The sequence below is a fragment of the Claveliimonas monacensis genome, assembly GCF_014982975.1.
Lineage (GTDB): Bacteria > Bacillota > Clostridia > Lachnospirales > Lachnospiraceae > Claveliimonas > Claveliimonas monacensis.
Genome location: NZ_JADCKL010000005.1, coordinates 18,003 through 35,326, shown reverse-complemented (window position 1 = coordinate 35,326; position 17,324 = coordinate 18,003). Strand labels below are relative to the sequence as shown.

Annotated in this window: 24 protein-coding genes; 20 read left to right on the top strand and 4 right to left on the bottom strand. The window is 45.5% G+C overall.

Annotation, left to right across the window (positions count from 1 at the left end):
- From INF30_RS08140 to INF30_RS08125, 4 genes are all read left to right on the top strand, one after another.
- The gene (locus INF30_RS08140; RefSeq protein WP_002578490.1) at nt 1–807 is read left to right on the top strand and encodes a DUF3848 domain-containing protein; all 807 of its coding nucleotides are present in this window, start codon (nt 1–3) and stop codon (nt 805–807) included.
- A complete protein-coding gene (locus tag INF30_RS08135; RefSeq protein ID WP_002578491.1) occupies nt 804–1,148 on the top strand; it encodes a plasmid mobilization protein in 345 nt (114 codons plus the stop codon). The genes INF30_RS08140 and INF30_RS08135 overlap by 4 nt, the downstream gene beginning before the upstream one ends.
- Nucleotides 1,149–1,300: 152 nt before the next feature.
- The gene (locus INF30_RS08130) at nt 1,301–1,606 is read left to right on the top strand and encodes a hypothetical protein (RefSeq protein WP_002578492.1); all 306 of its coding nucleotides are present in this window, start codon (nt 1,301–1,303) and stop codon (nt 1,604–1,606) included.
- Nucleotides 1,603–1,914 carry a CD1845 family protein gene (locus INF30_RS08125; RefSeq protein ID WP_002578493.1) on the top strand — a complete coding sequence of 104 codons (312 nt, stop codon included), beginning with the start codon at nt 1,603–1,605 and terminating at the stop codon, nt 1,912–1,914. Before INF30_RS08130 ends, INF30_RS08125 begins: the two co-directional genes overlap by 4 nt.
- Nucleotides 1,915–1,947: 33 nt before the next feature.
- On the opposite strand, the gene INF30_RS08120 is transcribed toward INF30_RS08125, so the two are convergent.
- The gene (locus INF30_RS08120; protein WP_002578494.1) at nt 1,948–2,187 is read right to left on the bottom strand and encodes a helix-turn-helix domain-containing protein; all 240 of its coding nucleotides are present in this window, start codon (nt 2,185–2,187) and stop codon (nt 1,948–1,950) included.
- A 120-nt stretch (nt 2,188–2,307) separates the two neighbouring features.
- Between INF30_RS08120 and INF30_RS08115 the strand changes: the two genes are divergently transcribed.
- From INF30_RS08115 to INF30_RS08090, 6 genes are all read left to right on the top strand, one after another.
- Nucleotides 2,308–2,745, top strand: coding sequence for a hypothetical protein (locus INF30_RS08115; protein ID WP_002578495.1), 438 nt, complete (start codon nt 2,308–2,310; stop codon nt 2,743–2,745).
- 136 nt (nt 2,746–2,881) lie between these two features.
- Complete coding sequence (locus INF30_RS08110; protein WP_002578496.1) at nt 2,882–3,475, top strand: type IV toxin-antitoxin system AbiEi family antitoxin domain-containing protein; 594 nt, start codon at nt 2,882–2,884, stop codon at nt 3,473–3,475.
- Nucleotides 3,472–4,326: a nucleotidyl transferase AbiEii/AbiGii toxin family protein gene (locus INF30_RS08105; protein WP_002578497.1), complete on the top strand. Its 855-nt coding sequence runs from the start codon at nt 3,472–3,474 to the stop codon at nt 4,324–4,326. The genes INF30_RS08110 and INF30_RS08105 overlap by 4 nt, the downstream gene beginning before the upstream one ends.
- A complete protein-coding gene (locus INF30_RS08100; protein WP_002578498.1) occupies nt 4,323–4,655 on the top strand; it encodes a hypothetical protein in 333 nt (110 codons plus the stop codon). The genes INF30_RS08105 and INF30_RS08100 overlap by 4 nt, the downstream gene beginning before the upstream one ends.
- Before the next feature lie 55 nt (nt 4,656–4,710).
- On the top strand, nt 4,711–6,126 hold the full coding sequence (locus INF30_RS08095; RefSeq protein WP_002578499.1) for a relaxase/mobilization nuclease domain-containing protein: 1,416 nt from the start codon (nt 4,711–4,713) through the stop codon (nt 6,124–6,126).
- 284 nt (nt 6,127–6,410) lie between these two features.
- On the top strand, nt 6,411–6,707 hold the full coding sequence (locus INF30_RS08090; protein WP_002576327.1) for a hypothetical protein: 297 nt from the start codon (nt 6,411–6,413) through the stop codon (nt 6,705–6,707).
- An 80-nt stretch (nt 6,708–6,787) separates the two neighbouring features.
- Here INF30_RS08090 and INF30_RS08085 read toward each other — a convergent pair whose 3' ends face one another.
- On the bottom strand, nt 6,788–7,141 hold the full coding sequence (locus INF30_RS08085) for a helix-turn-helix domain-containing protein (protein WP_002576326.1): 354 nt from the start codon (nt 7,139–7,141) through the stop codon (nt 6,788–6,790).
- A gap of 165 nt (nt 7,142–7,306) precedes the next feature.
- Here INF30_RS08085 and INF30_RS14740 point away from each other — a divergent pair, with 165 nt between their 5' ends.
- The 9 genes from INF30_RS14740 (at nt 7,307) to INF30_RS08040 (ending at nt 14,773) form a co-directional block, all read left to right on the top strand.
- Nucleotides 7,307–7,504: a helix-turn-helix domain-containing protein gene (locus INF30_RS14740; RefSeq protein WP_009246557.1), complete on the top strand. Its 198-nt coding sequence runs from the start codon at nt 7,307–7,309 to the stop codon at nt 7,502–7,504.
- On the top strand, nt 7,494–8,108 hold the full coding sequence (gene bcrR / locus INF30_RS08075) for a bacitracin resistance transcriptional activator BcrR (RefSeq protein WP_226394855.1): 615 nt from the start codon (nt 7,494–7,496) through the stop codon (nt 8,106–8,108). Before INF30_RS14740 ends, bcrR begins: the two co-directional genes overlap by 11 nt.
- Before the next feature lie 180 nt (nt 8,109–8,288).
- Nucleotides 8,289–9,206 carry a bacitracin ABC transporter ATP-binding protein BcrA gene (gene bcrA, locus INF30_RS08070; protein WP_002576324.1) on the top strand — a complete coding sequence of 306 codons (918 nt, stop codon included), beginning with the start codon at nt 8,289–8,291 and terminating at the stop codon, nt 9,204–9,206.
- Nucleotides 9,199–9,948, top strand: a complete 750-nt coding sequence (locus INF30_RS08065) for an ABC transporter permease (protein ID WP_002576323.1) — start codon at nt 9,199–9,201, stop codon at nt 9,946–9,948. The genes bcrA and INF30_RS08065 overlap by 8 nt, the downstream gene beginning before the upstream one ends.
- Nucleotides 9,948–10,775 (top strand): bacitracin resistance undecaprenyl-diphosphatase BcrD, encoded by an 828-nt coding sequence (bcrD, locus tag INF30_RS08060; protein WP_002576322.1) that lies wholly within the window; start codon nt 9,948–9,950, stop codon nt 10,773–10,775. Before INF30_RS08065 ends, bcrD begins: the two co-directional genes overlap by 1 nt.
- A 167-nt stretch (nt 10,776–10,942) precedes the next feature.
- Nucleotides 10,943–11,413: an RNA polymerase subunit sigma-70 gene (locus INF30_RS08055; protein ID WP_226394854.1), complete on the top strand. Its 471-nt coding sequence runs from the start codon at nt 10,943–10,945 to the stop codon at nt 11,411–11,413.
- A gap of 476 nt (nt 11,414–11,889) precedes the next feature.
- Nucleotides 11,890–12,120: a hypothetical protein gene (locus INF30_RS08050; protein WP_002576320.1), complete on the top strand. Its 231-nt coding sequence runs from the start codon at nt 11,890–11,892 to the stop codon at nt 12,118–12,120.
- Nucleotides 12,121–12,204: 84 nt separating this feature from the next.
- Nucleotides 12,205–13,416 carry a tyrosine-type recombinase/integrase gene (locus tag INF30_RS08045; protein WP_002576319.1) on the top strand — a complete coding sequence of 404 codons (1,212 nt, stop codon included), beginning with the start codon at nt 12,205–12,207 and terminating at the stop codon, nt 13,414–13,416.
- A 145-nt stretch (nt 13,417–13,561) separates the two neighbouring features.
- Entirely contained in the window at nt 13,562–14,773 is a 1,212-nt protein-coding gene (locus INF30_RS08040) for a tyrosine-type recombinase/integrase (RefSeq protein ID WP_002576318.1), read from the top strand.
- A 331-nt stretch (nt 14,774–15,104) separates the two neighbouring features.
- Here INF30_RS08040 and INF30_RS08035 read toward each other — a convergent pair whose 3' ends face one another.
- Together INF30_RS08035 and INF30_RS08030 are read right to left on the bottom strand one after the other, a co-directional pair.
- A complete protein-coding gene (locus tag INF30_RS08035) occupies nt 15,105–16,166 on the bottom strand; it encodes a tyrosine-type recombinase/integrase (RefSeq protein ID WP_070087364.1) in 1,062 nt (353 codons plus the stop codon).
- Between the two features lie 29 nt (nt 16,167–16,195).
- Nucleotides 16,196–16,786 carry a helix-turn-helix domain-containing protein gene (locus INF30_RS08030; RefSeq protein WP_226394853.1) on the bottom strand — a complete coding sequence of 197 codons (591 nt, stop codon included), beginning with the start codon at nt 16,784–16,786 and terminating at the stop codon, nt 16,196–16,198.
- Nucleotides 16,787–16,994: 208 nt separating this feature from the next.
- On the opposite strand from INF30_RS08030, the gene INF30_RS08025 reads away from it, so the two are divergent.
- Complete coding sequence (locus INF30_RS08025) at nt 16,995–17,243, top strand: hypothetical protein (RefSeq protein ID WP_226394852.1); 249 nt, start codon at nt 16,995–16,997, stop codon at nt 17,241–17,243.
- The last annotated feature ends 81 nt before the right edge of the window (nt 17,244–17,324 follow it).

Below are 17,324 nucleotides of genomic sequence, written 5' to 3'. Positions count from 1 at the left end.
ATGAATACCAACGATCTGAATACGGCCCTTTATGAGAAGATGGCCGCTGAACAGGACAAATACCGGGACTGGCTGAAAAGCCAGCCCCCGGAGGAAATCCTGCACCATACCTATGAGTACACCGTCCGGGAGGACATTGTGATGGCGATGGAGGACTTGGAGCTGACCGATGCCCAGGCCCAGGCGCTTTTGGATTCGCCTACACCGCTGGCCGATGTGTACCGTCACTTTGAGAAGCTGGAGACCGGCTACATGGATGTGATCCGGGACAGCATTGAAAACCGAGCGGATGATGTGTGTAAGGTTTTGGAAGAACAGCGGTCCATCCCTCTCTATCTCCATTCTGCCGCCTATGCGTCCCAGCATGGGGAGATGGCACAATATAACCGCTCTTATCAGGCAAACTTTGACTGTAAAGAGGCCATTGAACACGCCATCAGCGCCCACTATGCGGATAACCGACTGGATACGGAGTCTGCGGTTAAGGCGGTGCTGGAAAAGTTCGGGTCGGAACGAGTACAGTTCATCCTTGCCAACACCATCCAGCATAAGGACAGCGACGGTCGCGTTTCCCGTGACAACAAAGCCTGGGCAAAGACCATTCCCATGCCGGAGGACAGCGGCACTTCGCGCCACTGTGCTTATCTGGTTGTGGATGAGGTCAATCTTGGTCTGACCGATCTGTTTACACGGCAGGCACGAAAAACGCTTCAGGAACCGGAGAAAGGCTCTGTCTTGCAAAAGCTCAAACAGGAGCCTACCACCCACAAGCCTGCTTTATCGAAGAAACAGGAGCCGGAACGATGAGCGCCAAAAAGCGTAAACGGGATGTGCCGGTCCTGTTTTGGGTTTCCGATGCGGAGATGGAAGCGATCCAGCAGAAAATGGCACAGTTCGGAACAAAAAACCTGAGCGCCTATCTGCGGAAGATGGCTGTGGACGGCTATGTGGTACAGCTGGACTTGCCGGAGCTGAAGGAACTGGTATCCCTGTTGCGCCGAAGCAGCAATAACCTGAACCAGCTCACCCGACGGGTACATGAAACGGGGCGGATTTATGATGCTGACCTGGAGGATATAGCCCAACGGCAGGAGCAGTTATGGGAGGGCGTGAAAGAAATCCTAACCCAGCTTTCCAGGCTTTCGTAACAGGGATATATGCCCCAACTGCGGAGGGAGGAACGGCGTTCTTTTCGCCGCGCCTTCCTCCGTTTTTTCTTTTGCCCATATCCTTGTCTTTTTGAAATGTTGGAAGGATAATATGGGTAGAAAACAGATTGCCGCAAAGGAGTTGAGAATAGATGAAAACCTTTGAGAAGGTGTTGGAGATTTTTCGTGAGTATTTGGACTGTGATCTAGAGGAAGAAGTCCTCCCTTGTCGAGAAGGTTATCTCCGCGTCACATGGAATGGAGATTCCCGCTACTGTGTGGATGGACTTCTCAGCCGGACACCGGACGAACTATTCGAGGTGCTGTTATCTGATTATCGCAGCTATGAGGAACTGCGGCTAACCAAAGGATGCCGAGAAGTGACGGAAGAAGATGAAAGACAGGCAGAAATTCTCTGTCAGAGCTTTCGGGAACGATGGAAGGAGGAAGAAAAATGAGGGCGATCTGGTTCATTCTGAAACTGCCGTTGAAGATTTTAATGGCTCCGGTGATTCTGTCGCTGACCCTGTTCGTCTGGATTTGTGTGGGGATTGTCTATGTCTCCGGTTTGGTGCTGGGGCTTATCAGCATGGTGGTTGCCCTGCTGGGTGTGGCAGTTCTGATTACTTACTCCTTGCAAAACGGCATTATCCTGCTGGTGATAGCATTTCTCATTAGTCCCTATGGTTTGCCAATGGCTGCAATCTGGCTACTGGGCAAGGTACAGGACTTGAAGTTTATCATTCAAGATTTGGTTTATGGATAATATGAAAACCTCCGACGAATTTCGTCGGAGGTTTTATGGTTCTAGGTTATCTTCTTGAAAAAGCGGCGATGCAAAAAAGGTATCTATCCCAATCCCCATTCCTTGGCACATCTCATGAATGATCCGTAGCTTAACCGAATCATACGAGCAGTTGATGACATTTCCAATCGTAGACTTGGGAACACCGCTTTTCATATACAGTTGATATTGTGTCATTTTTCTTTCATCTAGTAATTCTAACAGACGTTTGCTTACCGCCTCGTTTAGCTTCATTCTATACACCGCCCCTGTGACTGTACTATATTTAGTATATGGGCAGTTTTGCTAAAATTGGTCCCTGTACCTGTACTAATAGAGCTATTTGCAGTATGATGGTAATAGGGGTGCCATCGTATGAACGTAACTTTTTGTGGCCATTCGCAAATCACAAAGGCAGACAATATTGCGAATTGGCTTCGCAATGTAACACAAGACCTAATTGAGCAAGGAGCAACAACTTTTTATCTTGGAGGATATGGAGAGTTCGACAGTTTAGCAGCGTCTATTTTACGGGAACAAAAGAAAAAGTATCCGCAAATCGAGCTGGTTCTTGTATTGGCATATTTGAACACTGGCCGGGATGTTTCTGGCTATGACAGTACCGTGTATCCACCGCTGGAAAACGTACCGCGCCGTTTTTCGATTTCTCATAGAAATCGCTGGATGGTAGAGTCCGCCGATGTAGTGGTGGCCTATGTTCTCCATGATTGGGGCGGAGCAGCCACAACGTTACGGTGTGCCAAACAGAAAAAGAAGCAGATTATTTCATATCGTGATGAAATGGGCAGCTGAGGTTGTCTATTTTGCTGCCACTTCATATTTCCAAAACTGTTGAACGTTAAGCTGTCGGTAAAATTATGCCGAATTTTCATCACTTTACTTTTGAACTAATATTGCTTATAATATTAGTGTGAAAGGAAGTGGTACGGTGGGACAATTTGAACAGCTGGATCAGCTGCTGGAAACACAGGATGGGATGCTGCGAACAGCTCAAGTAGTATCTGCTGGTATTTCTAAGCCTGTTTTTTATGATTATGTGCACTCACGGGAATTGGAGCGGGTCGCGCATGGAATTTATCTTTCCAAGGATGCCTGGGTCGATGCCATGTACTTACTTCATCTGCGGGTCGAACAGGCAGTGTTTTCCCATGAGACAGCTTTATTTTTTCACGATCTGACAGACCGCGAGCCGCTGGAATATACGGTCACAGTCAAGACCGGATATAATCCCTCCAAGCTGAAAGCAGAGGGCGTACAGGTATTCACCATTAAGGCGGAACTGCATGGGGTGGGCCTGACAACGGCTCAGACACCATTTGGGCATACAGTTCCTGTCTATGACCTGGAGCGCACCATCTGCGACCTGCTCCGCAGCAGGAACAACATGGAGATGCAGACTTTTCAAGGGGCATTAAAGATGTATGCCAGAAGAAAAGACAAAGACCTGCGGACATTGATGCGGTATGCCGGTATGTTCCGGGTAGAAAAAATTCTGCGGCAGTATTTGGAGGTGCTTTTATGATAAAAACAGCAAGGCAGTTGAAGGATCTGATCCGCAATCTTTCCAGAAAAAAATCTGCGGACGCCCAGCTCTTGATGCGGAACTACATGATGGAGCGTTTTCTGGAGCGTATCTCCCTTTCTGAATATCGTGACAAATTTATTCTGAAAGGCGGTATGCTGGTAGCGGCTATGGTTGGTCTGGATGCCCGTTCCACGATGGATTTGGACGCTACTGTAAAAGGAGCCAATGTCAATGTGGAGGACATAGAGAATTTGATTTCCGCTATTGTGAGTGTCCCGCTTGATGATGGCGTCAAATTCCAGCTGAAAAGTATTTCGGAGATTATGGATGAGGCGGAATATCCGGGGATTCGCGTAAATATGACTACAACCTTTGACGGTGTGGTGACGCCTTTGAAGATTGACATTTCCACAGGGGATGCCATTACCCCCAGGGAGATCCGCTACTCTTTCAAGCTGATGCTGGAAGATCGCTCCATTGATATTTGGGCGTACAATCTGGAAACGGTTCTGGCCGAAAAGCTGGAAACGATCATTACCAGAACTACCACCAACACCCGCATGAGAGATTTCTATGACATTTATATTCTGGAACAGCTGCATGGGAATACATTGGACCCTCAGATTCTCCATGATGCGCTGCGGGCCACTGCTCACAAACGCGGGACAGAACGACATCTTGCAGAAGCTGCCGAAGTTTTTGAGGAAGTGGAGAACAGCTCGGTTATGCAGAAACTTTGGGAATCGTACCGCAAAAAATTTTCCTATGCGGCAGATCTGGAGTGGAACATCATCATGGGGGCGGTGCGCAGTTTATACGCTCTCAGTGAAAAGGAATCGAGCCTATGAAGAAGCACGGCCATTATTGTAAAGTCTGCGGAGAATATAAGGCTAATGAAAAATTTTCCGGCAAAGGTCATGCGGCGCACGTCTGTAAATCCTGTGCTTCTTTGCCGCCGGAGAAGCAAGCGGAGCAAATGACAATAAACCGCTTGCTGAATCTCCCATGGAGATTATCAAAGGAGCAGATTTCCTGGCTGAAGAACCGAATGAAAGATAAGCGCCGGGAAGTTCGTGCGCTGGCAAAAGAACAATACGAGATGAGGTTTCCTCCGAAGCGGTTAGAGGACATCGAGGACAATTTTGATTTTCTCGATGAGGACGATTTAATAGAATAACAAAAGCGGTCTGCACCATGCAGGCCGTTTCTTTTTTGGAAAGGAGGTCTCCCTTATGGCAACCACACGCATCATGCCGCTGCATATCGGCAAGGGTCGGACTGAGAGCCGTGCCATCAGCGATATTATTGACTATGTGGCAAATCCCCAAAAGACCGACAACGGAAAATTGATTACCAGCTATGGATGTGACAGCCGCACTGCTGATGCAGAGTTTCTGTTGGCAAAGCGGCAGTATATTGCCGCCACCGGACGAGTGCGCGGTACAGATGATGTGATCGCCTACCATGTGCGCCAGTCGTTCAGGCCCGGAGAGATCACACCGGAGGAAGCCAACCGGCTGGGCATAGAATTTGCCAGGCGGTTCACCAAAGGCAATCATTCCTTTGTGGTCTGCACCCACATCGACAAATCGCATATTCATAATCACATCATCTGGTCGGCGGTCAATATGGATTGTGACCGGAAGTTCCGTAACTTTTGGGGAAGCACCAGAGCTGTTCGACGTTTAAGTGACACCATTTGTATCGAGAACGGACTATCCATTGTGGAGAACCCCAAGCCCCACGGAAAAAGCTACAACAAGTGGCTGGGCGAACAAGCCAAGCCCTCCCATCGGGAACAGCTACGGGTGATGATTGACCGGGCGCTGGAGCAAAAGCCAGCAGACTTTGACACACTTCTGCAACTGCTTTCCGAGATGGGCTGCGAGGTATCTCGGCGCGGGAAAGCAATCCGCCTTAAAGCTCCCGGCTGGAAGAATGTAGCCCGTATGGATGACAAGCTGGGAGCCGGGTACAGCGAAACAGAAATCCGTGCGGTGCTGGCTGGAGAAAAGCAGCACACGCCCCGCAAGAAATCCACCGTGCAGCCGGAGCCACCCAAGGTCAATTTGCTGGTGGATATTCAGGCAAAATTGCAGGCCGGGAAAGGTGCTGGATATGCACGCTGGGCCAAGGTTTTTAACTTAAAACAGATGGCGCAGACCGTGAATTTTCTTACCGAACATCACCTACTGGACTATACAGAGCTGGAAGAAAAAGCGGTGGCGGCTACCGCCCATCACAATGAGCTGTCAGCGCAGATTAAGGCGACGGAGAAACGCATGGCAGAGATCGCCGTCCTGCGTACCCATATCGTTAATTATGCCAAGACCCGCGAGACCTATGTTGCCTATCGCAAGGCCGGTTATTCCCGAAAATTTCGGGAGGAACATGAGCAAGAAATTCTGCTCCATCAGGCGGCAAAAAATGCCTTTGATGAGATGGGAGTGAAGAAGCTGCCCAAGGTCAAAGACCTGCAATCTGAGTATGCCAAACTGCTGGAGGAAAAGAAGAAAACCTACGCCGAGTACCGGCGTTCCCGTGAGGAAATGCGGGAACTTTTGACGGCAAAGGCCAATGTGGATCGGCTGCTGAAAATGGATGAGGAACAGAAAAAAGAACAAGAAAAAGACCACGGCCAGCGGTAAGCCGGTCATGGTCATAAGCGTCCATCGGACGCGTAGCCGCAGAATGAAATTCTGCGTTCAAAGGGGCTTGGGGGCGCTGCCCTCAACAAGCAAAGCAGAGGGGGAAATCACGTCAGGATTTTTCCCTCTGTGGGCCGAGTGTATTAACACCGGCATCGCTTGCCACTTTTGTTCGCAAACAATATCCGTATCCTTTACACGATGATTTACTTTTATTATCATAGTCGTAATAAGTATATAAACTACTTACATATAAGCACCTAAAATATGAAAGGGCTGATAAAATGATGACCTTTGAAAAGGTTTTAGAAGTATTCAACGATTACCTAAATAAAGATAGTGTTTTGGAGGTGGTGAACACTAAGCGAGGATACACCGTTATGATTTGGGATGAAAAAGATGAGCAATGGTTTGGTGTGGAACATTGCAAAGCCCCCGAGCTTTTACGGGATGCCTTACTTGATGGCTATCGTGATTTTTTAGAGCAACAACTTACTCATAACCGCAGGAGTTTAACCGAAACAGAAATCTTAGATATTCAAAACCGATGTGAACAGCTTTATGATTTGTGTGGAGAATAAAAAAATAACCTAAAAAGTGCGATAGCCTGTGTAGGTGTCGCACTTTTTTCAGTTGGCTTGGCTTACGAAAACAGCGTTAATTATTCCGCAGTTTCTCTTGCCTTTTTCAAGCCTTGAGCCGTAGCTTCCATCACGATAAGCTCCTTTTCTTCCATATCATTCAACAGTACATCAACTTGTTTGCGGCGATTGTTGTCGCCATCTTCATTGCATGGAAAAAAGAACTGGTCTACAGAGATGTCAAGCAAGGTAGTAATGAGATAAAATTTGTTAAGCCTTGGGTGCTGCCCCCTGTTCTCTATATACATAATAGAGCGTGGCGTAAGGTCTACCAGTTGGGCAAGATATTCCTGTGTCCACCCTTTTGCTTCCCGAGCTTTTTTTATCGCTATACCTAACGGCTTAAAATCAAGTTTTCTTTCATCTTGGTACATTTTAATATCATCCTATATCATTGTACATTTCGGGTGATGATATTTGAACGAAGTATGATTTTATGTTTAGTAGTGTATAATTTCGTATTAGTGGAGAGAAACTTGCTATTATTCGTCATTCCGTATATAATAATTATATACTCTTTGCGAAAGGAAGTTGATATTATGAATTACATTTCTGTGAAAGCCGCTTCTGAAAAATGGGGCATATCGGAAAGACGGATACAAAAATTATGTGAGGAAAATCGCATTGACGGAACTGAAAAATTTGGTCGTGCATGGATGATACCAAAAGATGCAGAAAAACCCGTTGATGGACGTATGAAAACAAGGAACAAACAGGAGGAGAATCATGGAATTTAATGAAAAGCTACAACAGCTTAGGACTGGAAAGAACTTAACGCAGGAACAACTTGCGGAGCAATTATATGTATCAAGAACAGCCATTTCAAAATGGGAAAGCGGCAAGGGTTACCCTAACATTGAGTCGCTCAAGTGTATTTCTAAATTCTTTTCTGTGACCATAGATGAACTGCTATCGGGCGAAGAACTGATTACACTTGCCGAAACTGAAAATCGTTCCAACTTGAAAAAAATTTACAGTTTCATTTATGGAATATTAGATATGATGGCGGTTACTTTTATACTTTTGCCGTTGTATGGTAAGCTTGTTGACGGATATATTTATTCTGTCAATCTACTTTCATTTACAGACACTACCCCAATATATCTTGCAATCTATTGGATTGTTTTTATTGTTTTGATTGCACTTGGGATAGCGAAACTGATGTGTGTTTGTTTTGAAAAGGAATCATGGAGCAACATAATCACAAAATGCTCTCTCGTGCTGAGTACGCTTTTTATCTGCTTCTTCGCTGCGGCAAGACAACCCTATGTAACCGCCCTTATGTTTCTGCTATTTGTTGCTAAAATATTTGTCTGGATAAAGCAAACCCAAACAAAGTAAAATGCCATAAACCCTTTAAAATAGGCTCTGACACGATAAGTGTCGGAGCTTTTTTCGTGCTGACATCTATTGTGTCGGCATTGTGACGGTAGATTTCTTGGCTTCTATGCAATACTCGTGGATAATAAGATTGTGGTCAGCGAAAACAAGAACAGCAACCCACGGAAAGGAGAATCAAATATGGATTATATCATTGAAACAGAAAATCTTACGAAGCGATACGGAACAGCCACCGTTGTCGATAAGGTAAATCTTCATGTGCCAAAGGGCAAAATTTATGGTTTGCTCGGCAGAAACGGAGCAGGCAAAACCACAGCAATGAAAATGATGTTGCAGCTTGCTTTCCCAACGGAGGGAACGGTACGCTTGTTTGGCACAAACTATAAGGAAAATATCCATACCCTTTATAGCAAAGTAGGCTCTATTATCGAAACACCGGGATTTTACAGTAATTTAACAGGGTATGAGAATTTGCAAATTCTCGCTAAACTGCGAGGGGGAGTATCTAAAAGTGGAGTAGAAAAAGCTCTTGAAGTTGTGGGGCTGCATAAGGAGAAAAGAAAAGTCTTTTCCGATTATTCCCTCGGAATGAAGCAACGGCTTGGTATTGCCGCCGCCATTATGCACGAGCCGGAGCTTTTAATACTTGACGAACCGATTAACGGACTTGACCCCATTGGAATAGTTGAAATACGCTCATTTTTATCTGAACTTAGTCACAATCATGGCATTACCATTTTTATCTCAAGCCATGTTTTAAGCGAGATTGAACAGATAGCAGATATTATCGGCGTTATGCACGAGGGGCATTTAGTAGAGGAAGTGAATATATCCGAGCTTCACAAAAGGAATCGAAAATACATTCAATTTGATTTATCTGACAGTGAGATAGCCGGAAAGATTTTAGAAAACCACTACCACATGACGGATTTTACAGTGCAGGACGGTACGGTGAGAATTTATGACTTTAGCCAAAGTGTTGGAGAAATCAATCGAGAATTTGCACGAAATGGACTGCTCGTGACAAGGATAAATGATAGTGAGGAAAACTTAGAGGACTACTTTTCTAAACTGATTGGAGGTGGCGGTATTGCTTAATCTTATTTCTTGTGAATTATTAAAACTAAAGCGTTCAAAAATGGTGCTAATTAGTGTGGCAGGGGTATTATCTACCCCACTTTTGATGTTAATAGAAGCCTTGCAAACACATTTTGATAAGCCGGAGATTATCTTTACCTTGTCTGACATATACAGCGACAGTGTACTGTATATCATGCTGCTGGTAAACATTATGATATATGTGGCAATTGCAGCTTACTTGTTTAGCAGAGAGTACACAGAAAGCACCCTCAAAACCATATTGCCCATACCCATTTCAAGGACAAAACTATTAATTGGAAAATTTTGCACCCTGCTTCTTTGGATTGTTATGCTAACCCTTGTAACATGGGCAGGTATATTTATCGTTTGTGGGCTATATGACGCTGTCTTTACATTGGAGGGATATAGCTTACTAGTGGCAATAGTATGGCTCCCCAAGTTTTTGTTTGGCAGTATCCTGATGTTTTTAACAGTTTCTCCTTTTGTGTTTGTTGCTATGAAAACAAAAGGATTTGTCGCCCCGATGATTGGCTCTGCCGTGATTGTCATGGGAAGTGCCGCACTTTCAAATCAAGAATGGGGAGCGTTGTATCCGTGGACAGCCACCTATTTCTTGGTGCAGGGTAAACTTCAGAGTACCGGCTATCCTACACTGCTGTCTGTATCTATTATTATTCTTGTATCAGCAGTTGGTTTTCTTATGACCTTTCATCATTTTAAAAAGGAGGATTTGAAATAATGGTACTTGATTTTATAGAAATTTTAAAAGTTATTTTTCTTGGAATTGTTGAGGGTATTACTGAGTGGCTACCTATCAGCAGCACAGGACATATGATTCTTGTGGACGAATTTATCACACTTAATATGAGCGAAGCATTTAAAGAAATGTTTTTTGTTGTTATTCAACTTGGAGCTATACTCGCAGTGGTTGTAATGTTTTGGAACAAGATGTTTCCCTTTCAATTTAAGAACAAAGCACAGTCAATTGTTAAAAAGGATACTTTCTCGTTGTGGTTCAAGGTTGCGGTAGCTTGTGTACCGTCAGCTATTATGGGGATTCTATTTGATGATTATTTGGATGCTTACCTCCAAACCCCCATTGTGATTTCAATCATGTTAATCTTTTATGGTTTGTTATTCATTCTCATAGAAAATTGGAATAAAAAGCGTACTCCTACTACTATGGCACTTTCTGACATCAGCTATAAAACAGCAATCTTGATAGGGGCATTTCAAGTGTTATCACTTATACCCGGCACATCACGGTCGGGAGCAACGATTATAGGTGCTTTACTCATAGGAGTTTCACGAGTGGCAGCAGCAGAGTTTACTTTTTTCCTCGCAGTACCTACTATGCTTGGAGCAAGTGCTTTTAAGCTGTTAAAATTCGGGTTTGAATTTACAAGTGCAGAACTGCTCGCTCTTGTTCTCGGTATGGCTGTGGCATTTGCGGTATCTGTCTTAGTAATTAAATTCCTAATGAACTTTATCAAAAAACATGATTTTAAGGTGTTTGGTTGGTATCGAATTGTGCTTGGTATACTTGTTGTACTTATAAAATCTTAATAATGCGTTTTCTTTGTGCGCGAATAAAAATGCCAGTTGGTCCTTAAGATCAGCTGGCATTTTTGTTTCTGGGGATGGAAAACAACCCAGAGATTCTCGTTGTCGATCTCCTCCTGATTTTAGTTTGCATGGTGAATTTTGCAAATTGAATCTACAGGAGGTTAATAATGGGATTTAATTATGGATATGAGAAAAAGAAGTTTGATAGTAGATGGAAGCGTTTAGAAGTTGAGTATTGTGATGCAGGGAGGAGCGAAGAACAGATTGCTGCCATGAAAGAATATGACTGGGCATGGTTTTGCAGTCAAAGGGTTTTTCAAAACCATACGCAACCAATACCTTGTGAACAATATGATGAAGTATGTGGTCAATCACAGCTGTTCCGAAAGTTTGCATCGTTATCTTATCAATGGGATGTTGATAAGATTGATCAAACGCGATATGGATGGTTGGCTTCGGTGGAAAACGAACAACTACTGTTGAGATTGAAGAAGCTGTCGAAGAAAGATTTGGAGCTATTGACATTACTTTTTGTGGATGGTTATCGTCAAATTGATGTAGCACGTCTTTGGCATTGTTCCAGAAGTGCTGTTGCACAAAGATTTAAAAAAATAAAAAAATTTTTGAATAACACTTAACAAATGAAGCGTATCAGTGCCTACCCATTGAGGGAAGAACATTCTCCCAATGTGGAGCTTGACAATTTCATAGACGGCATTTCCGGTACATAACCTATGTACGAGCGAATCAGGCACGCCGCGAAGATGGACAGCCCCAGGAGGTGATGAATAGGACTGTTCCGAGCGATCCACGTCAGCCTGATACCCGAAAGTGGCATTTCAGGGCGCGATGACTGCATAGGGGTTAAAGATACTTCCTCACGGCCTCCTAAAGACTTGGGGGGAACTCTGCGGCGCACGAGTAAAACGACGCTGTGGAGTTATGACAGCCGCGCCAGCGGAGACCGGAATGTCCCCATCGCCAGGGGTGCGTGGCAAATGTGGCGAGTAAATTTTTCAAAGTCAGATACCATGCGCTGGCAGCTTCGGTTGCCAGCGCATTCATGTGATTTTGAAAGCAACAACCACATCTTTGACAGAAAGGGGGACCACCTATGGAAAAATTGATTTCGCGGAAAGAGGCTGCCAAATTACTGGGGATTAGCATTGCCACTTTGGATGCAGCTCGAAACAGTGGGCTAATTTCCTATGTTCAGTATGTGCAAAATGGTTGCGTGTACTTTACAGATGCTGGCCTTCAGGAGTATATCGCAAAATGCACCCATCGTGCAAAGCCAGTGGAAAAAAGCGCTACATACCGCAAGCTGCGAAGTGTCCGAGCTTGAGCTGTTCCGTATCCTTGCTGGAACCTAATATGTCTGATAAAACAAAGGTACAGCGCTGGACATTATTCTTAGGAGGTGACGGAATTGGCAAAAAGAAAAAGGGCAATTCCTCAATATGGTACGGTCGTGCTTAACGGCATTGAATATTATAGAACCAGAGTCGAAGATTCGGATGGAAACAGAGTGGCGCTTTATGCAAAGACGCCCGAAAAGCTTTATGACAAGGAACTGGAGGCGTTAGAGCAGATTGACAGTACTACGTTTCGTCGAAGATCGCCTACGGTTGCTGAGTACTGTGAGAAGTGGCTGCTGATGCAGTCCGTCCATGTTCGGGCCACCACCTTGACAGATTATACCTCTAAGGTGCGGCGGCACATTATTGGAGGGCTGGGAGACAAGAGAATGGCTGATGTATCCCTGGATGACATCCAACTTGCCCTCGTACCTGTTTCCAAGAAGTCGGCTTCGGTTTATAAGTCTGTGGTGATTCTCTGCAAGTCCATTTTCCGGGCGGCCAAGGAGAGCCATGTGATTGACGAGGACCCGACCATATACCTGGATGCAAAGGGAGGAGTTCCCCAGGAAGAAAGACAGGCATTGACGGATGAACAGGTTGAGCGGCTTTTGGACACGATCCGGGATTTGCCGCCCTATGTATTTGTGATGATCGGTTTATATGCCGGTCTGCGCCGGGAAGAAATCCTGGCGCTGCAATGGGATTCTGTGTATCTGGATGCAGAGGCTCCGTACTTAACGGTACGGCGGGCATGGCACACAGAACATAACAGGCCGGTCATTCTTACCGAGCTAAAGACCAAAGCGGCACAAAGAAACATTCCTCTCCCGGTCTGTCTGGTTGAATGTCTGAAAGATGCAAAGAAAAAATCCACTTCGGATTATGTGATTGCCAATCGGGACGGTGATCCGCTATCCTATACACAGTTTAAGCGGCTGTGGCAGTATATTGTGACGCGGACTGCAAAGCCGAGAATGGCCAGAAAACTTGTGGACGGAAAGTATGTAAAATATATGCTTTACCCGAAACTTGGAGAAAAAGCCAGGAATAACGGCCATGTGGTATATAGCCTGGATTTTGAAGTGACACCGCATCAGCTGCGGCACACCTACATCACCAATCTGATTCATTCTTCGGTGGACCCCAAAACGGTACAATATTTGGCGGGCCATGAAAGCAGCAAAATCACGATGGACATTTACGCAAAGGTCAAATACAACAGGCCGGATGATCTTGTCAAAGCAATGGGCTGTGCCTTTGACTTATGGGACGCTGTGTAAGTTCCGAACAATTCAGAAAATGAAGTAAGAGCGAGACAAGGATGTCTCGCTCTTAGTTTTTCCTTGGCCGTATCTTTGATTCAATTTGAAATCTCTGATAAAAAGGAGGTGTAGATACATCACCACGCGAGAAAGGAAATTAATTATGGCAAAGAAGAAAAAAAACATACCTCAATATGGAACCGTCACACGAAAGGGTGTCCTGTATTACAGAACCCGGATTCTGGACGCAGACGGCAAGCAGGTGAGCTTGTATGGGACTACCTGCGAGGAACTGTACGATAAAGAGCAGGAGGCGAGACGCCAGGTAGCGGAGATCATCTTCCACCGGGAGCATCCTACTGTGGCCGAGTATTGTGAGAAGTGGCTGTTGATGCAATCCGCAAAAGTGTCGCCGGCTACACTGAAGGGCTACGCCTCCAATATGAAGAACTACATTATCAAGCCTTTGGGAGATATGTATATGGAGGAAGTAACAGCGGATGATATTCGTCTGGCGCTGATCCCATTGTCCAATAAGTCCGAGAGCCTGCACAATACGGTGAATATGCTCCTCAAGTGCATTTTTTACTCGGCAGAGCGGAGCCAGTTGCTGGAATACAATCCGTGTGAGGGGATTTCGGCAAAAGGAGGGAAACCGACCCAAAAGAAAGATTCGCTGACAGACCAGCAGGTGGAAGTGCTGCTGGAAACCGTCAAAGGACTTCCGCCGTATCTGTTTACCATGATCGGCTTATATGCCGGTCTGCGCCGAGAAGAAGCTCTCGCCTTGCAATGGGATTGTGTGTTCCTCGATGCACCCACTCCATATATCTCTGTGCGGCGCGCATGGCGATCAGAGCATAACAGACCGGTTATCTCTACAACGCTTAAGACGAAAGCAGCAAGAAGGGATATTCCCATTCCCAAATGCCTTGTGAATTGTCTGCGGGAAGCCAAGGCTGCCTCCAAATCGGAATATGTGATTGCCGATAGTGAGGGACAGCCCTTGTCATATTCGCAGTTCAAACGTGTCTGGCAGTACATCGTTGTTCGGTCTACCAAGGAGCGTACCTATTATAAGTATGTGAACGGACAGAGCATCAAGTACACTGTTCAGCCGAGTCTGGGAGGACATCAGAAAAACAATCCCAACATTGTGTATAGCCTGGACTTCGATGTGACACCGCACCTGCTGCGGCATACCTACATCACCAATCTTCTGTATGCAGGTGTTGACCCCAAGACGGTCCAGTACCTTGCCGGACATGAGAACAGCAAGACAACTATGGACATCTATGCAAGAGTAAAGTATAATAAACCAGAACAGCTATTCGATGTAGTAAATTCTGCATTTCATCAAGCTGTCCCCTCGTAAAAGTGGCCTGTTTTTTGGTTAAGGAATAGGACAACCGAGGGGCCGAGGCTCAAAAAAGCCCGGAATATCAAGGAAAATCATCGCTCAGACGATTGAAATACGGACTCAAAGCTGCACGTAGAGCACCGCAGTTCTCCAAACGTTAAGCAAGCGTTAATCGGGATTACCCAAGAGATAACCGAAGAGTTATTGAAATTGCAGGCAAACCCTGGAAACATCACGTTTCCGGGGTTTTTCTTTTCGCCCTGGAAACGCGGTGGAACGGGGGAAAACCGGGTGAAAATCACCGGATTAGCAGCGCGTTTGTAACACGTTTGCAACAAAAATATCTTTACTCAAGAGTCCTGTTTATGGCGTCAATCAGGATCCGTACATCCAGATGGGTGTAGACCTTTTCAGTCAGTGTCATGGCTCCGGAATGCCCCACAATTTTCTTGATGACCGTTTCCTGCACACCGGCTTCGGACAGCATGGAGATACAGGTGTGGCGGGTGCAGTGCGGTGTCCGCTGGATACCGATCTGCTCCATCAGGGGTGTCCAGTAACTGTCGAAGTAGTTGCGGTACTTGAACGGTTTTCCGTCTTCTGTATGGAGAAGATATTCACATTCCGGGCAGGAGTTGTACCAGTTCCGGTAGAACGGGAGCAGCTTGTCGGCAATGGGCACTTTCCGGATACCGTTTTCTGTTTTGCTGTCGATCACATCAAAATACTGTTCATCCAGGTGCACATTTACTTTTTTCAGGGACAGGAATTCGGAAATCCGGGTGCCGTTATAGAGCAGCATGAGGACAATCTGGTAATATTTATCATCCTGCATGGTCCAGATCCTGTCGATCTCTTCCCTGGGAAATTTGTTCCTGCTGTGTTTGTTCGGGTTCCGGTCTTTGTACTGTGCGATATCCACGTAGGTGGAATAATCTTTGTTGCAGATATCATTCTTCAGGGCAAATCCGTACAGCTGGTTAAACAGGATCTTTACTTTCTTCAGTGTCGGATAATTTTTGCCGCAGGTATCGATCACCTGCTGAAGATCTGCCAGTTTCAGGTCTTTGAAAACCCGGTGGTAAAGGAGGGTACAGGCCTTGTAGGAGGCTGTGTATCCTTTTACATTGCTTTCAGATACGGTCGGATATTTCTTCTTCGACCATTCCTCGTACACCTCGGAAAAAGTCATTTTCGCGGCTTTCGTATCATAAGGATTATGATTATAATCAGCCAGCATCTCCAGCCCTTCGGATTTTGTCCGGGCATAGCCGATGATAATATATTCTGCAATCTTCTTTTCTTTTACGGGATCGATCCGGTATCCTGTTGTCTTGCGGACCATATATGGTTTTCTCCGTTTTCCGGATAATTTCACTACACTTCCGTAGCCGTTTGGTAATTTCATTCAGTCATTGCTCCTTTCTTTTAAAGGACTTATGATCTGAACTGCTCCTTTAAAAAGGCGTTCCGGCGGCTGATGCGCTCTTCCTCTGTCAGTTCTTCCGTTTCCGTTTCAGACAACGGGACAGCTGCATAGTAGGCAAGTGTCTTGTCTTTCCAGTCCTGATAGGAACTGGCAGTATGGCCATATGCAGCATATTCCTCTCTGTTTTCCCTGAATTCTTCCAGGAATAAACACATATCTGCATTTTCAGAGGCCGACAGGTCTTTGCCGTTGAAGGTAATGGAGCACTCCCAGCGGTCGTGTTCCGGCGGACGCTTCACATCAATCCGGAAGCCAAGCTCCCGGATCTGATCCAGCTGGAAGAGAAACTGCATGACGTCTGCCATATTGGTCAGCGGCTTCTCCTGCGTGTCATAGCCGGTCAGATAAGTAGAAGTGGTGTCCAGTACCCCGGCAAGCTCGTTGATCATGGCGAGCGACACTTCAATCTCTCCGCTTTCGTATTTCTGGATTGTGCGGAGGGATTTACCAAGTGCGGTTGCCAGCTGAGTCTGATTCATACCTTTTTGCTTTCGGGCAGTCCGGATTCTCAGTCCGATCTGTTTCGTATCATGTTTCATGATTGAATTCACCTCTCTTTCGTCCATCTTATCACATTAAAATACGAATTACAAGTACGGGTTTTTAGAAATATATCTTGACGCACGCAATTTTAATGCGTATAATAAAATACGAACTGATAGTGCGGTTCGCGTGTAGAGAAAGGAAATGATGAAATGAAAAATGCACTAAAAATACGGATATAGAATCCGGAAGGAGGTGAAGAGAATGGAAAAGAAAATGTATGTGGAACTGCCGCCGTTTACTGGCAGAAATGTTCCGATCAAAGAGATCGCCCGGGCAATGGGAAAAGATCCCCATTACGTCCGACTTGCCATCCAGCAGGGTATCGTCAAGTTCGGTGTGGCAATGAGGGTGGGAGACGCCAGCGAATTCAGTTATTACTGCCCGGACCGGAAAGTCTGGGAAGAAACCGGATACTTCCGGGATGTGACAAAAGAAAAAGCCCATGCATGATCGCACGGGCAAATTCTCCAGAGATATTGCTATACTCTGACTTCGCAACTCAAGTATAGCAAATACCTCTGCGAGATACAA

Bases quoted from the DNA above. Each gene is read 5' to 3' on its own strand.
- INF30_RS08140 (WP_002578490.1), top strand. From the start codon at position 1: ATGAATACCAACGATCTGAATACGGCCCTTTATGAGAAGATGGCCGCT.
- INF30_RS08135 (WP_002578491.1), top strand. From the start codon at position 804: ATGAGCGCCAAAAAGCGTAAACGGGATGTGCCGGTCCTGTTTTGGGTT.
- INF30_RS08130 (WP_002578492.1), top strand. From the start codon at position 1,301: ATGAAAACCTTTGAGAAGGTGTTGGAGATTTTTCGTGAGTATTTGGAC.
- INF30_RS08125 (WP_002578493.1), top strand. From the start codon at position 1,603: ATGAGGGCGATCTGGTTCATTCTGAAACTGCCGTTGAAGATTTTAATG.
- INF30_RS08120 (WP_002578494.1), bottom strand. From the start codon at position 2,187: ATGAAGCTAAACGAGGCGGTAAGCAAACGTCTGTTAGAATTACTAGAT.
- INF30_RS08115 (WP_002578495.1), top strand. From the start codon at position 2,308: ATGAACGTAACTTTTTGTGGCCATTCGCAAATCACAAAGGCAGACAAT.
- INF30_RS08105 (WP_002578497.1), top strand. From the start codon at position 3,472: ATGATAAAAACAGCAAGGCAGTTGAAGGATCTGATCCGCAATCTTTCC.
- INF30_RS08100 (WP_002578498.1), top strand. From the start codon at position 4,323: ATGAAGAAGCACGGCCATTATTGTAAAGTCTGCGGAGAATATAAGGCT.
- INF30_RS08095 (WP_002578499.1), top strand. From the start codon at position 4,711: ATGGCAACCACACGCATCATGCCGCTGCATATCGGCAAGGGTCGGACT.
- INF30_RS08090 (WP_002576327.1), top strand. From the start codon at position 6,411: ATGATGACCTTTGAAAAGGTTTTAGAAGTATTCAACGATTACCTAAAT.
- INF30_RS08085 (WP_002576326.1), bottom strand. From the start codon at position 7,141: ATGTACCAAGATGAAAGAAAACTTGATTTTAAGCCGTTAGGTATAGCG.
- INF30_RS14740 (WP_009246557.1), top strand. From the start codon at position 7,307: ATGAATTACATTTCTGTGAAAGCCGCTTCTGAAAAATGGGGCATATCG.
- bcrR (WP_226394855.1), top strand. From the start codon at position 7,494: ATGGAATTTAATGAAAAGCTACAACAGCTTAGGACTGGAAAGAACTTA.
- bcrA (WP_002576324.1), top strand. From the start codon at position 8,289: ATGGATTATATCATTGAAACAGAAAATCTTACGAAGCGATACGGAACA.
- bcrD (WP_002576322.1), top strand. From the start codon at position 9,948: ATGGTACTTGATTTTATAGAAATTTTAAAAGTTATTTTTCTTGGAATT.
- INF30_RS08055 (WP_226394854.1), top strand. From the start codon at position 10,943: ATGGGATTTAATTATGGATATGAGAAAAAGAAGTTTGATAGTAGATGG.
- INF30_RS08050 (WP_002576320.1), top strand. From the start codon at position 11,890: ATGGAAAAATTGATTTCGCGGAAAGAGGCTGCCAAATTACTGGGGATT.
- INF30_RS08040 (WP_002576318.1), top strand. From the start codon at position 13,562: ATGGCAAAGAAGAAAAAAAACATACCTCAATATGGAACCGTCACACGA.
- INF30_RS08035 (WP_070087364.1), bottom strand. From the start codon at position 16,166: ATGAAATTACCAAACGGCTACGGAAGTGTAGTGAAATTATCCGGAAAA.
- INF30_RS08030 (WP_226394853.1), bottom strand. From the start codon at position 16,786: ATGAAACATGATACGAAACAGATCGGACTGAGAATCCGGACTGCCCGA.
- INF30_RS08025 (WP_226394852.1), top strand. From the start codon at position 16,995: ATGGAAAAGAAAATGTATGTGGAACTGCCGCCGTTTACTGGCAGAAAT.